The sequence below is a fragment of the Plantibacter sp. 2H11-2 genome (genome assembly GCF_050031945.1).
In the GTDB taxonomy this organism is placed as follows: domain Bacteria; phylum Actinomycetota; class Actinomycetes; order Actinomycetales; family Microbacteriaceae; genus Plantibacter; species Plantibacter auratus.
In genome coordinates, this window is record NZ_JBNBBL010000002.1 from 604,548 (window position 1) to 618,713 (window position 14,166).

Consider the following 14,166-nt stretch of genomic DNA (forward strand, 5'->3'; position numbering starts at 1 on the left):
CCGTCCACCCCTGAAAGGGGGCGTGCACCGACCCTCGGAGGCCGTCACCCGGCGGTTAGGCTGTGCCTACCCGAACAAGGAGCACTCTTGGCTGACCCACGCCCGGCGACGGCCGGCATCCGCCTGCCCGGCCGTCGGCGTTCGCGACTGTGGTGGATCGCACTCGCCGTCCTCCTCGTCGTCCTCGCGCTCGGAGCATGGCTCGGCGTCCGGGCGTCCCTGGCGAAGAACGCGCTCGAAGCCGCCCAGTCGGAGGCGAAGTCGCTCCAGTCGGCCGTGCTCGCGGGCGACGCGAGCGGCACCGAGGCCACGCAGCGAGCACTCACCAAGCACACCGGCGAGGCGGTGTCCCTGACGAGTGATCCCGTCTGGCGGGCGGCCGAGGCGGTCCCCTTCCTCGGCGTGAACTTCTCCGCGGTGCGACAGGCTGCCGCCGCGACCGACGACGTGGCGGTCGATGTCGTGCCGAAGGTCGTCGAGATCGCCGATCAGGTCAACCTGTCGTCCCTGCTCCCCGGGGACGGCTCGATCGCGACGGAGCCGCTCCGCGCCGTCGCGCCGACCGCGGCCGAGGCGGCTGCAGCGGCTGACACCATCGCCGGGCGCGTGGACACGATCGGCACGGACGGCGCGCTGCCGGTGGTCGCCGACGCCGTCGAGAAGCTCACCCGCACGATCACCGGTGCCTCCACGATGCTGGACACCGCGGCGCGGGCCACGGCCCTCCTGCCGGACATGGCGGGTGGGGCCGGGCCCCGGAACATCATGGTGATGATCCAGAACAACGCGGAGCTGCGCTCGAGTGGCGGCATCGCCGGGGCGGTGGCCCTCATCCACGCGGAGAACGGCGTCATCTCCTTCGCCGGCACCCGGGGGAGCGACGACTTCTCCGGATTCCCCGCCCCCGTGCTGCCACTCACCCCGTTCGAGCAGAACGTCTACACCGACAACCTCGGTCGGTACATCCAGGACACCAACCTCACGGTCGACTTCAGCCGCACCGGGGAGCTCGCCGCAGCCATGGGGACCCAGGTGTTCGGCGTGCCCATCGACACCGTGGTCGCCGTCGACCCCTACGTCCTCGCACACCTGCTGGAGGCGACCGGACCCGTCGCCCTTCCGGACGGCACCGAGCTCACCGCCGACAATGCCGCGAAGACGCTGCTGAGCGACGTCTACGCCCGGTTCCCCGACCGGCTCGTCCAGGACGCGTTCTTCGCCGCGGTCTCGGGTGCGGTGTTCGAGGGCATGATCTCCCGCTCGCCCGACCCCGGGGCGCTCGTCCAGGCCCTGTCCGAGTCCGGCGCGGAGAACCGTCTCCACGTGTGGAGTGCGGTCCCCGCCGAACAGGCGTTGATCGCCCAGACGAGCCTCGCCGGGATCCCACCGGCCACCGATGACGCGGCCGTGTACACCGGGGTCTACCTCGAGGACCTGACCCGCGCGAAGATGGACTACTACCTGGAGACGAAGGTCGACATCCGCGACGCCCGGTGCACGAAGCAGGGCGCCGAGTACGTCGTCGCCGTGACCCTGACGTCCACCGCGCCGGCGGATGCCGCGACTTCGCTGCCGGACTACGTGACCGCGGGCGGGCGCTTCGGCACCCCCGCGGGAGACATCGCGACGCGCGTCGTGATCCACGGTCCGCTGGGCGCAACCCTGCTCGGTGCGAGCGACGGCGAGGACCTGCCGGTCAAGGCCGTGACCGACCCGAACGGTCGTCTCTACGCCCAGACCGACGTGACCCTCACTCCGGGGGCGACAACGGAACTCGTCTTCACGGTGCTCGCTCCGAAGGCCTCCGACGTACCCCCAAACCTGGTCACAACCCCCGGAATCACGGGCAAAACGACCATTTCAGCCTTCCCTCGGTGCGGCTCCTGACATAGCATGACAACACCTCAGGAAGCCACGCACCCGAATTCGTGACCCTGAGGAACCTCGCGCGGACGCCCACCCGAAATCGGCGGACGCAGGGGGTATTCGACGTTCCTTGGGGATATCAACATGAAGCGCACCCTTGCCCTAGCATCGCTCTGCCTCCTGGCAGTCTTCGCGGCCCCGACCGCCGCGAGTGCAGCGACCGACTCGTCCACCTACGGCCCTGCCGGCTGTGCGACCCTCACACCGGTGTCGGTGACCCAGGGGGAGTCGACCGTCTTCCGCTGCGACGGCACCTTCGACCCCGGCACTCCGGTGACGGTCACCGTCGCCGGGCCCGGCTGCAGCATTCCCGCTGCGAAGCCGAACACCGCCGGCGCGACCGAGCAGGCCGCCGAACAGAGCGCCGTGCCGACGTCCGGCACGTTCAGCGCCGACGCCGCCCGTGCGTTCGCGGTGACGATCGAGACCAGCAAGACCGCCTCCGGCACCTGCATGGTGACCGCGACCCAGGGCGCGACCACGGAGAGCGCCTCGTTCCAGGTCTCGGAGCGTGAGTTCGCCTCGACCGGCTTCGACGGTGGAGCCCTGCCGTGGATCGGCGGAGGCCTCCTCGTCGTCGGTGCCGGCGTCGTCGGCGCGATGGCGATCCGTCGCCGCAAGACGGCCTGATCCGTCGTTCGGGATCCGTGGGGCGAGCGGTCGTCCGCGCGGCCCACGACCTGACACCGTCCTCGCCCGGCTTGGCGTCAGACGGACAGGCCGTACCCCCAAAGGTGGTCACACCCGCGGAATTCCGCGGTTTTCCAGCCCTGGTGAGATGACGGCTCCCCTAGCATGATGACGGCCATGGAGGCCACGAGTGAACAGCGCTCGGCTCCAGGCCCTGTCCGCATGTCGCATCACGCAGCGCATGCGCCATCCGCACACCTAGGGGCCCGCACATGAAACGAACTCTCTCCGCCGCCGCACTCGTCCTCCTCGCCGTCGTCGCGCTGCCCACCGCAGCCAACGCGCTCGAGGGCGACAGCTACGGTCCAGGCAGCTGCAACTCGATCACGCCGGCGAGCGTCGCGCGCGGCGCGGCGGTCTCGTACTCGTGCTCGGACTTCTGGGCCGCGAACCAGACGGTGTCGATCACCATCGACTCCTCCGCAGCCGGTGTCTCCGCGCGCACGCTGTCGACCGTCGCCGACGCGGCCGGGGACATCCAGGTCTCCATCGACACGGCTGCGGACCCCGCAGGCACCTACACGCTGACCGCGACCCAGGGTGCCGTGACCGACTCGTCGGACTTCACCGTCCTGGACCCCGCGGACGCCGCTGCGGCCGCCGCATCGGCCTCCGACCCGTCTGCCGGGGGCAATGCCCTCGCCGACACCGGGTTCGCCGGAACCGCCCTCCCGTGGGTCGCCGGCGGGCTCCTCGCCGTCGGTGCCGCCGCGCTCGGTACCGTGGTCGTGCGTCGCCGCCAGCAGGTGTGAGAACACGGGTCGGCCGGGCGGCGATGGCGGCGCCCGGCTGATCCGGTCCGGGATCCACCGATTCCAGGAAGTGGCGAACAGCCGCTGAAAAATCGGCTATCCTAGACAAGGCCTTCGGGCCATCGGGGTGTGGCGCAGTTTGGTAGCGCGCTTCGTTCGGGACGAAGAGGTCGTGGGTTCAAATCCCGCTACCCCGACAGTACAAGCCCGGCAGATACGCAAGTATCCGCCGGGCTTCTCTGTTTCCCAGGGCTGGCGGTCCGCTGGGCTGGCGGGTTGCACATCCCGCTACCCCGACAGCAAAGCCCGGTCAGACGAGAAATCGTCTGGCCGGGCTTCTCTGTTTCCCCGGGCTGGCGGTCTGCTGGGCTGGCGGGTTGCACATCCCGCTACCCCGACAGCAAAGCCCGGAGATTCCCGGTCCCTGAGCCTGTCGAAGGGCAGCACTTCGACAAGCTCAGTGACCGGCGGAGGGCGCTCGGGACCAGCGGACGGTGCTCGGTACCGGCGGAGGGTGCTCGGTCCAGAGGGTCCTGGTCCCTGAGCCTGTCGAAGGGCGCACTTCGACAAGCTCAGTGACCGGCGGAGGGTGCTCAGTGACCGGCGGAGGGCGCTCAGTGACCGGCGGAGGGTGCTCGGTTCCCGGGGGTCCCGGTCCCTGAGCCTGTCGAAGGGCAGTCGGCCCCGGTCAGACCACCGTGCGGCGGGGGAGGAGCGTCACGAGCGACGCCTCCGGCCGGCAGGCGAAGCGTACGGGCGCATAGATGGACGTCCCGACACCCGCCGAGACGTTCAGGTACGCCGAGCGGAGGGCATGACGCCAGACGCTGAGCCCCTTCACCTGCTTGCGAGGGATGTCGCAGTTCGTCACGAGCGCGCCGTAGCCCGGCACGCAGACCTGGCCACCGTGGGTGTGCCCCGCGAAGATGAACTGCGCCCCCTGCGTCACGAACGCGTCGAGCACGCGCCGATACGGAGCGTGCATCACGCCCACGGTCACGGTGTGCGCCAGCGACGGGTCGTCGGTCTCCAACGTCTCCGCGTCCAACCGTTCGTCGATGAGCGCCGTGAGCGTGTCCAGGCGGTCGAAGTGCTTGTGCGGGTCGTCGACGCCGAACAGGTCGAGGCGGGTCCCGCCGACCGAGATCTCACCGACCGCGTTGTTGAGGTCGATCCAGCCGAGTTCGTCCATGAAGAACCGCTCGAGCGCGCCAGTGTCGAGGGTCGTCGGGGAGACGTGCTTCGAGGAGGTCTGTGTGAAGTACTTGAAGGGGTTCTTCGCAGACGGCCCGTAGTAGTCGTTCGAGCCGTGCACGAACGCCCCCGGAATCCCGGCGAACACCGAGAGCGCAGCCCGGATCCCGTCGATGCCCTGCTCGTGTCCCAGATTGTCGCCCGTGTTGATCACGACGTCCGGCCGGAGATCCGCCAGCGACCGCAGCCAGGCCTGCTTCCGCCGCTGCCAGGGCGCCATGTGGAGGTCGGACAGGTGCAGCACGGTGATCGGCTCGGCGTCGGGTGGGAGGACCGGGGCGGTCACCCGGCGCAGCGTGAACGCGTTGCGCTCGATGACCGACGCGTACCCGAAGGTGAGGGCCCCGAGGCCTGCCACGACGGCCGCTGCCGTTCCGAGTTTGCCGCCGGTGCTCATGGGTGCCGCCATCGAATTCTCCTCCTCGGTCGCCGAGAGGTGCCGACCGTCCCACGAGCGTACCTGCTGGCCCCTCTGAAGACGCCCGGAGCGGACCCCGCGCAGACGACGGAGGGCCCGATCGAATCCGATCGGGCCCTCCGTGCTGGCGTCAGGACGCTAACAGCTGGTCTTGGAGACCGTCACCGTCACCTTGCCGTCCTTGCGCGCCGCCGTACCGGCCGGTGGATCGACGCCGGTCACCTTCGGGGTCGTCGCCGCGGGATCGACCGCACACTTCTGGCCCACGTTCGCGAACCCGGCACCCTGCAGGGCCGCCTTCGCCTCGTCGTAGCTCGCCGCGCCACTCACGTCGGGGACGGTCGCCAGGAGGCCGTTGCTGGTGTAGACGGTCACGATGGAGCCCTTCGGCACCGTACCCGAGGGGTTCGTGCTGGCGGCCTGGCCTGCCGGCAGCGCAGAGTCGCCGGCGCCGCCGTTCGCGAAGCCGAAGCCGGCGTCCTCGAGGAGCTTCTGGGCCTCCTCGATGGTCTTCCCGGCGACGTCGGGCACCTGGACCGACTGACCGTTGATGAGCGACGGATCGGGGTCGCCGAACTCATCACCGCCGAACTTGGCGTTCGCCACCTTCATGATGCTGGGCCAGATCGAGTGTCGAAGGACGGCGACCTGTGTACCGTCGAAATACGTGCGTCGGAGGTTGACGTGGCCGGTCGCGTTGAACACACCGACGATGGTCGCGGCTTTCGTACTCGCGCCACTCATCCAGGTCGCCTCGTTGTTGTCCGTGGTTCCGGTCTTGCCGATGAGCGGGATGCCGTCGCGCGTGTTCGAGGAGCTCGTCGTGCCGCCTTGGAAGGTCGACTTGAGCGCCACGTTCGCGGTCGCAGCGACGTTGGCCTCGAGCCCGACACGACAGTTCGCGGACGGGACCGGGACCTCGGTGCCGTCGGGCTTCACGACCCGGTCGATCGCGATCGGGTCGCAGGTGGTGCCGCCGGCCGCGAATGTCGCGAAGGCGGTCGCCATGCTGAGCGGAGCGACCTCGTTGGTGCCGAGGACCGTCGCGGGTGACTGCAACAGCGGCCCGCCGTCGGCGCGGTGTACTCCCATCGACTCGGCGGTCTTGCGGATGCCGCAGAGGTCGAGCTGCTTCGCCATGGCGATGAAGCCGGTGTTGATGGACTGCTTCGTGGACTGGATTGCGGTGTACTGGCCGCCGTTGCCGCCCTCGTCGTTGCCGGGGTTCCAGTCGGAACCGGCGTACACGGTGCCACCATCGGCGCAGGAGTCCTTGAACGTGCCCCAGGGGGAGCGTTTGCGGCCGTCGACGCCCTCGTTCAGGCCGTGGCCCTCCTTGAGCCATTCGGCGAGGGTGAAGGTCTTGTACGTCGATCCGGGTTGGAAGCCGGTCGATCCGCCGTAGTCGAAGTCCGTGTTGTAGTTGACCGCGGAGAAGTTGGCTCCCGTGGCCAAGACGTCGGGGTCGTTCGAGTAGTCCTTGTTCTGCGCCATCGCAAGGATGCGACCCGTTCCGGGTTGAACCGTGACGGCGACCGCACCGACATCGAGCTGCTCACTGCTGTGAGGGATGTATGCGTCGAGCGCCGTCTGGGCGGCGTACTGGACGTCGAGGTCGAGCGTCGTGAACACGCTGTACCCACCGCGGTTGAACGCGGCCCAGCGCTCGTCTTCGGTGGCACCGAAGATCGGGTTGTTCTGGAACACCCGGGTGACGTAGTCGCAGAAGTACCCCGCGCCGGGGCTGACGTTGACGGCCGTCTGGCAACCGGTGCTCGCCGGGTTGATCGTGGGCGTGATGGCCGTTGCGATGGCGACGTCGTACTGCTCCTGCGTGATCTTGCCCTCCTTGATCATCTGATCGAGGACGTAGTTCCGCCGGTCGAGGGTGAGCGCGTACCCGTTCGCGGCACCGTTGGTCTCACTCTCGGGACGGTCGAGACGCAGGGTCTCCGGGTTGTTGACGATCGCCATGAGCGTCGCGGCCTGCTCGAGGTTGAGATTGGCGGCGGAGGTCGCGAAGTAGTAGTTGGCCGCGGCCTCGATGCCGTAGGTGCGGCCGCCGAAGCCGGCGATGTTGAGGTAGCCGCGCAGGATGTCCTGCTTGCCGTAGCGCTTCTCGAGGCCGATGGCCATGCGCATCTCCTTGAGCTTGCGCTCAGGGGTCGCCTTGGTCGCCTCTTCGTATGCGGCCTTCATCTTGGCCTGGTCGGTGATCGCTTCGGCCTTCTGCACGAGCACGTTCTTCACGTACTGCTGGGTGATGGACGAACCACCCTGCAGGTCGCGGCCGGTCGCGCTGATCGCGACGGCGCGGATGGTACCCGTGAGGTCGACGCCACCGTGCTCGTAGAAGCGCGGGTCTTCAGCGGACACCGCTGCGTCCTTGACGAACTGGTTGATCTGGTCCCAGCCGACCTCGATCCGGTTCTGCTGGTAGAACGACGCGAGCAGCTGCGGGTTGCCGGCGCTGTCGGTCGCGTAGATGGAGGACTTCTGCGCCAGCTCGTCGAGGGCCAGGTAGTCGGGCAGGCCGTCGAACACGTTGATCGTGCTGTTGGTCGCCATCCCCGTGACGGCGAGGGCCGGGGTGACCGTGGCGGTGACGAGGACACCCGCTGCGACGCTCAGGCCGAGAAAGCCGAGGAAGCCGCCGAGCACACCGGTGGCCGTGCGATGTTGTTGAGGCATGGATCGATGCTAAGCGACAATCCTGAAAAAGGCCCGCTCAGCGCCGCGTTGAAACCGGATCGTTGCCGCCGCGCGATGGTCTGCGGCTGCCGGCGACGAAGTGTCCGGCAGCCGCATCCGATCATCCGGGCGAGCCGTTGCCGTTCCCGTTCCCGGCACCGCCGCCGTTCCCATTGCCGTTGCCGGGGGCTGCTGGGCCGCCGTTCTCTCCAGTCCCGTCGGTGTCCCCGCCGTCGCCCGGCGCCGGTGTCGGTGCCTCGCTCGGGGCTTGCGTCGGGTCGGTCGTCGGCGTCGGAGCGGGGGTCGAGTCTTCGCCGCTGCCACCAGAACCATCGCCCTGCAGTGTGGCGCGGTCGGCCTCGGGGAAGTCACCGCCCGGGTACTTGGCGAGCGCGGCCGACATGACCTCCGGCCAGATGTAGTGCCGCATGGACGCCACCTGGGTGCCGTCGATGTAGGTGTCGCGGAGGTTGACGTGTCCGCTGACGTTGAAGGTGCCGACGACCGTCGCGACCGTCGTGCTCGCACCGCTCATCCAGGTCGCCTCGGCGTTGTCCGTGGTCCCGGTCTTGCCGATCAGCTCACCGACCCCGTCGGTGCGGGCGCCCGAGGCGGAAGCGGTACCACTCGACACGACACCCTGGAGCACGTCGTCAGCGGCCGCCGCAACCTTCGCATCGACGGATTGACGGCAGTTGGCGGAAGGGACCTCGGCGGTGGAGCCGTCGGGCTTCGTGATCGAGTCGATCGCGATCGGGTCGCACGTCTTGCCGCCGGCGGCGAGCGTCGCGAAGGCGGTCGCCATGCTCAGCGGAGCGACCTCGTTGGTGCCGAGCACGGTCGCGGGGGAGTTGTTCAGTGGCGCGCCGTCGGCACGGTGCACGCCCATCGACTCGGCGGTCTTGCTGATGTCGCAGAGGTCGAGTTCCTGTGCCATCGCGATGAACGCGGTGTTGATCGACTGCTGCGTGGCGCGTCTCACGGTGTATGACCCCGACTCGCCCTCGTCGTTCCGCGGACTCCACCCGGCCTCGGCCTGTTCCGTCCCGCCCGGCACACAACTGTTGGTGAAGGTGCCCCAGTCGGATCTCCGGTTGGCGTTGATCGACTCATTGACGCCCTTGCCCGACTTCAGCCAGTCCGTCAGCGTGAAGATCTTGTACGTCGAACCGGGCTGGAAGCCACCCGAACCGCCGTACGCCTGATCGGTGTTGTAGTTGATCGCGCTGTAGTTGGCGCCGGTCGCGAGGACGTCGGGGTCCTGCGAGTAGTCCTTGTTCTGGGCCATCGCGAGGATCCGCCCGCTCCCCGGTTGCACGCTTACCGAAACGGCACCGAGGTCGAGCTCCGTCGTGGTCTTCGGCACGTACTCGTCGATCGCGGCCTGCGAGGCGTTCTGGAGGTCGAGGTCGAGGGTCGTGAAGACGCTGTACCCGCCACGCTTGAAGTTCGTCCACCGTTCGTCCTGCGTCGCGCCGAAGATCTCGTTGTTCTGCAGCACCTGGGTCACGTAGTCGCAGAAGTAGGCGGACGACCCGGCCGCGGAACAGCCGGTGATGGGAGGCACGATCGTCGGGGTGATCGGGATCGCCACCGCGGCGTCATGCTGCTCCTGGGAGATCTTCTGCTCCTTGAGCATCTGATCGAGCACGTAGTCGCGTCGCGCCTTCGTCAGGGCGTAGCCGTTCGCCGCGCCGTTGTCGGCGCTGTCGGGCTTGTCGATCCTGAGGTTCTCGGGGTTGTTGACGATGGCCAGCAGCGTCGCAGCCTGCTCCAGCGTGAGGTTCGCCGCCGTGGTGTTGAAGTAGTAGTTGGACGCGGCCTCGATGCCGTAGACGCGTCCCCCGAAGCCGGAGATGTTGAGGTAGCCGCGGAGGATGTCCTCCTTGCCGTAGGTCTTCTCGAGCCCGATCGCGAGCCGCATCTCCTTGAGCTTGCGCTCCGGGGTCGTCGCGGTCGCCTCCTCGTAGGCCGCGTCGCTCTCCTTCTTGTCGGGGATCGCCTCGGCCTTCTGCACCAGGACGTTCTTCACGTACTGCTGGGTGATTGAGGAGCCACCCTGCGTCGATCCTCCGGCGGCGTTGTTGACGACCGCGCGGACGGTGCCCGCGAGGTCGATGCCACCGTGCTCGAAGAAGCGGGGGTCCTCAGCCGAGACCGCCGCGTCCTTGGCGAACTGGGAGATCTGGTCCCAGCTGTCCTCGATGCGGTTCTGGTCGTAGAAGGACGCGAGCAGCACCGGGTTGCCGGCGGAGTCCTTGGCGTAGATGCTCGACTTCTGCGCGAGCGAGTCGAGTTGGAGGTAGTCGGGGAGGCCGTCGAAGACGGAGATGCCCGTGGAAGTGGCGAGACCGGTCATCGCGATGGCAGGGGTGACCGCGGCGGTGGCGAGCACACCGGCGGCGACGCTCAAGCCGACGAAGCCGAGGACGCTCTGCGCGACCGTCTTCGCGGGGGTACGTGGTTCAGGCATAGGATCGAAGGTAAGCGGGGAAACTGTGAGCGAGCTTCACTTGGGGCTCGCCATGAAGATCCCCTGCGCCTCCGCCTCTCCGTGCGGAGCGCCCGATCGAGGAGAGACATGACCCGCTGGGAGTACCTCACCACGCCGTTGATGATCCACAACACGGCTGCCATCCTGAACAACTGGGGCGGGGAGGGCTGGGAGCTCGTCCAGGTCGTCACCGGTCCGGAGGGTGGGCTCGTCGCCTACCTCAAGCGCCCCATCGCCGACTGACCCGACGTCCCGGAGGAACCCCCATGTCCCAGATCGCCGACCGACTCGCCGAGCTCGGTATCACCCTGCCCACCGTCGTCCCGCCCGTCGCCGCCTACATCCCCGCGGTGGTCTCCGGCGAGCACGTCTTCACCTCGGGCCAGCTGCCCATGACCGACGGCAAGCTCCCCGCCACCGGCAAGGTGGGTGAGGGCGACGGACTCGTCTCGCCTGCGGACGCCAAGACCTACGCCCGGACGTGCGCCCTCAACGCGCTCGCCGCGGTGGAGAGCCAGATCGGTTCGCTCGACCGCGTCACCCGCATCGTGAAGGTCGTCGGCTTCGTCGCCTCCGACCCGGCGTTCACCGGCCAGCCCGGCGTCATCAATGGTGCGTCAGAGGTCCTCGGCGAGATCTTCGGCGACCTCGGCGTGCACGCCAGATCCGCCGTCGGCGTCGCCGTGCTCCCGCTCGACTCGCCCGTCGAGGTGGAGCTCATCGTCGAGTTCGCCTAGCGCGCGGCGCCACAACAGGAGATCCGCTCCGCAGCAGGAGAACGTAACCGCGTTCATCCTGCTGCGGAGCGGATCTCCTGCGTTCACCACTGATGCCTGCCTTGCGCGATCGCGTCTGAGATCTCGCGCTCGACGAGTGTCCACTGGTGCATGACCTGCCGGTAACTGAACCGGAGGACGGTGTGGCCGGATAGCGCGAGACGGCGATCCTGCGCGAGATCGCGGCTCCGTTGTGACGCATCCTGATGAGGAGCGTGTCCATCGAACTGCAGGATGAGGCGTTCGCCGATGAGTCCGTCGACCCGGTGACCGTCGACCACGACCTGCTGGCGCATCTGGATGCCGATCCGCGCGAGACGGATGCGCGGTATCGACTCGATGCCTGAGTCGGAGAGGTGGCTGACGCGGTCGATCACTCTTCTGAACCGTCGGGAACGGATCGGCATGAGTCTGAGCCGGTCGAGGTCGGCATCTCCGACGCGGACAGCCGATTCGAAGACCGCGAGCGCGCGTTCGAACGGTTGGCACTCGGCGAGGTGGACGAGCGCATTCACCGGTGGCTGCACCAGCGTGCGGGTGGACACCGGCGCCGGTCTCGCGCTCCAATGGAGCCGCAGCCCTGATTCAGTCGTCGCCGCAGACGTCGAAGGGACGGAGAGATGGACGAACCCGTCAGCCAGGTTCCACCAGCCGCGACGACCGGCGATCGTCAGACACGTCAATCGTCCTCCGCGCGTCGCCGCGAAGAGGAGTTGAGGATCACACGCTGCGGTCACGAGCCAGTTACGTCTCACGACTCGGACCGAGCCTGATTGCTTTGCTCGTTCGATGCCGTGCTTGGTCGCTCCGGCATCGAGCGCGTCGAGACGATGCACGATCCCGTCGCGCCGGTCGATCCACGGGGTGAGGTCCATCACCTCAGCTTCGCGGGCCGGGCGCGGCCACATGCCCCACTCAGGAGTGCTGGGGATGAGGCGCCCGCGAGTCTGCCCTGTGGAGCACAGGAGATCCGCCCCGCAGCAGGACCAACGTGACTACGTTCTCCTGCTGCGGGGCGGATCTCCTGCTGCGACGCTGCGAGGACTTACGTGCTCTTCACCATCTTGTCGGTGATGATCTGCATGACCGTGGTGTCGGCGAGCGTCGTGGTGTCGCCCACCTCGCGGCCCTCGGCCACGTCGCGCAGGAGACGGCGCATGATCTTGCCCGAGCGCGTCTTCGGCAGTTCGTTCACGAGGTAGACCTCGCGTGGGCGGGCGATCGGACCGATCTGTTCGCCGACCCAGCTGCGGAGCGCCCCGGTGATGTCCGCGAGTCCGGACGCCTGCTCGAGGTGGGACTCCTTGATGATGACGAACGCGACGACCGCCTGCCCGGTGGTCTCGTCGGCCGCACCGACCACGGCGGACTCGGCCACCATCTCGTTGGCGACGAGTGCCGACTCGATCTCAGCGGTCGAGAGTCGGTGCCCGGAGACGTTCATGACGTCGTCGACGCGGCCGAGCAGCCAGACGTCGCGGTCCGAGTCAAGTCGGGCGCCGTCGCCGGCGAAGTAGAACGGGCCACCCTCGACGTCCCAGAACTTCTCCCAGTAGGTCTCCTTGAAGCGCTCGGGGTCGCCCCAGATGCCGCGGAGCATCGACGGCCAGGGCTCGGTCACGACGAGGAGTCCGCCGCCGCCGGCGCCGACCGCGTCACCGGCGTCGTCGACGACGTCGATGGCGATGCCCGGGATCGGGACCTGCGCGCTACCGGGCTTCGTCGACGTGACACCGGGAAGGGCCGACACCATGATCGCCCCGGTCTCCGTCTGCCACCAGGTGTCGACGATCGGCGCGACCTTGTTGCCGATGATCTTGCGGTACCACATCCACGCCTCGGGGTTGATGGGCTCACCCACCGAGCCGAGCAGGCGGAGTGACGACAGGTCGAACTGCTTCGGGATCTTCCGCCCGAGCTTCATGAAGGAGCGGATCGCCGTCGGAGCCGTGTAGAAGATGCTCACGCCGTACTTCTCGATGATCTCCCACCAGCGTCCCGGGTGCGGGGCGTCCGGCGTGCCCTCGTAGAGCACCTGCGTCGCGCCGTTCGCGAGGGGTCCGTAGGTGACGTAGCTGTGACCGGTGATCCAGCCGATGTCGGCCGTGCACCAGTACACGTCGGTCTCGGGGTGCAGGTCGAAGACGTTCTTGTGGGTGAACGCCGTCTGCGTCAGGTAGCCGCCCGAGGTGTGCAGGATGCCCTTCGGCTTCCCGGTGGTGCCGGAGGTGTAGAGGATGAAGAGCGGTTGCTCGGCGGGGAACGGCTGCGCGTCGTGCTCGGGTTCGGCGTCGGCGATGGCCTCGTGCCACCAGAGGTCGCGTCCGGCCGTCCAATCGACCTCGTTCTCGCCGCGACGGACGACGAGCACGTGGTCCACGGTCGCCTGCTCGGGCAGTTCGCCGCGGCTCGCGAGCGCCGCGTCGACGGCGGGCTTGAGCGCGGAGACCTTGCCCTTGCGGTAGCCGCCGTCGGCGGTGATGACGAGCTTGGCCTCCGCGTCGTCGATGCGGGAGCGCAGGCTGTCCGCGCTGAACCCGCCGAAGACGACCGAGTGGACCGCGCCGATGCGCGCGACGGCGAGCATCGAGACGATCGCCTCAGGGATCATCGGCAGGTAGATGGCGACCCGGTCGCCGGCTTCGACGCCGAGGCTGGTGAACAGGTTGGCCGCGCGCTTGACCTCGGCCGTGAGCTCGGCGTAGGTGATCGTGCGGGTGTCGCCGGGCTCGCCCTCCCAGTGGAGGGCGACGCGGTCGCCGTTGCCGGCCTCGACGTGCCGGTCGAGGCAGTTGTACGCGACGTTCAGCTCGCCGTCGTCGAACCAGGTCGCGAAGGGTGGGTTCGACCAGTCGAGGGTCTTCGTGAACGGCTTGCTCCACGTGAGCAGCTCGCGGGACTGCTCGGCCCAGAAGGCGAGCCGGTCACTCGACGCCCGCTCGTAGAGCTCGGCGCTGGCGATCGCCTGCGCGGCGAACTCCTCCGACGGTGGGAATCGTCGGTCTTCGTGCAGCAGGCTGTCGATCTGAGTGCTCATCGTGTGTGTCTCGCTCCCTTGCGAATCCGCGTTCCTGACTCGACCTGCCGAGGCGGGTCGAGTCCGTGCCATGCACGAGCGTAGCGCGTTCTCGGTTGCGGATTTGTCACTCATCCGAACAAACTCGT

The 14,166-nt window shown here is 68.3% G+C and carries 10 protein-coding genes and 1 tRNA gene; 6 read left to right on the forward strand and 5 right to left on the reverse strand.

Annotated features, from left to right (window positions below):
• Positions 1-87 precede the first annotated feature (87 nt).
• The 4 genes from ACQG07_RS07125 (at position 88) to ACQG07_RS07140 (ending at position 3,565) form a co-directional block, all read left to right on the forward strand.
• Complete coding sequence (locus ACQG07_RS07125) at positions 88-1,887, forward strand: DUF4012 domain-containing protein (RefSeq protein ID WP_426737871.1); 1,800 nt, start codon at positions 88-90, stop codon at positions 1,885-1,887.
• Between the two features lie 123 nt (positions 1,888-2,010).
• Positions 2,011-2,556, forward strand: a complete 546-nt coding sequence (locus ACQG07_RS07130; RefSeq protein ID WP_064296099.1) for a hypothetical protein — start codon at positions 2,011-2,013, stop codon at positions 2,554-2,556.
• A gap of 272 nt (positions 2,557-2,828) precedes the next feature.
• On the forward strand, positions 2,829-3,368 hold the full coding sequence (locus ACQG07_RS07135; protein ID WP_426737872.1) for a hypothetical protein: 540 nt from the start codon (positions 2,829-2,831) through the stop codon (positions 3,366-3,368).
• Positions 3,369-3,491: 123 nt separating this feature from the next.
• Positions 3,492-3,565 (forward strand) — tRNA-Pro (locus tag ACQG07_RS07140).
• A gap of 491 nt (positions 3,566-4,056) precedes the next feature.
• On the opposite strand, the gene ACQG07_RS07145 is transcribed toward ACQG07_RS07140, so the two are convergent.
• The 3 genes from ACQG07_RS07145 to ACQG07_RS07155 form a co-directional block, all read right to left on the reverse strand.
• Positions 4,057-5,031 carry a metallophosphoesterase gene (locus tag ACQG07_RS07145; RefSeq protein ID WP_274500522.1) on the reverse strand — a complete coding sequence of 325 codons (975 nt, stop codon included), beginning with the start codon at positions 5,029-5,031 and terminating at the stop codon, positions 4,057-4,059.
• A gap of 147 nt (positions 5,032-5,178) precedes the next feature.
• The gene (locus ACQG07_RS07150; protein ID WP_274500523.1) at positions 5,179-7,731 is read right to left on the reverse strand and encodes a transglycosylase domain-containing protein; all 2,553 of its coding nucleotides are present in this window, start codon (positions 7,729-7,731) and stop codon (positions 5,179-5,181) included.
• A gap of 121 nt (positions 7,732-7,852) precedes the next feature.
• Positions 7,853-10,204 carry a transglycosylase domain-containing protein gene (locus tag ACQG07_RS07155; protein ID WP_426737873.1) on the reverse strand — a complete coding sequence of 784 codons (2,352 nt, stop codon included), beginning with the start codon at positions 10,202-10,204 and terminating at the stop codon, positions 7,853-7,855.
• A 108-nt stretch (positions 10,205-10,312) separates the two neighbouring features.
• On the opposite strand from ACQG07_RS07155, the gene ACQG07_RS07160 reads away from it, so the two are divergent.
• Entirely contained in the window at positions 10,313-10,468 is a 156-nt protein-coding gene (locus tag ACQG07_RS07160) for a hypothetical protein (RefSeq protein WP_162852301.1), read from the forward strand.
• 23 nt (positions 10,469-10,491) lie between these two features.
• The gene (locus ACQG07_RS07165; RefSeq protein ID WP_079706877.1) at positions 10,492-10,962 is read left to right on the forward strand and encodes a RidA family protein; all 471 of its coding nucleotides are present in this window, start codon (positions 10,492-10,494) and stop codon (positions 10,960-10,962) included.
• 83 nt (positions 10,963-11,045) lie between these two features.
• Here the strand turns inward: ACQG07_RS07165 and ACQG07_RS07170 are convergent, their stop codons facing one another.
• Both ACQG07_RS07170 and acs read right to left on the reverse strand, forming a co-directional pair.
• Positions 11,046-11,546 carry an endonuclease domain-containing protein gene (locus ACQG07_RS07170; RefSeq protein ID WP_426737874.1) on the reverse strand — a complete coding sequence of 167 codons (501 nt, stop codon included), beginning with the start codon at positions 11,544-11,546 and terminating at the stop codon, positions 11,046-11,048.
• A gap of 500 nt (positions 11,547-12,046) precedes the next feature.
• Positions 12,047-14,038, reverse strand: a complete 1,992-nt coding sequence (acs, locus tag ACQG07_RS07175; protein ID WP_192005598.1) for an acetate--CoA ligase — start codon at positions 14,036-14,038, stop codon at positions 12,047-12,049.
• Between the last annotated feature and the right edge of the window lie 128 nt (positions 14,039-14,166).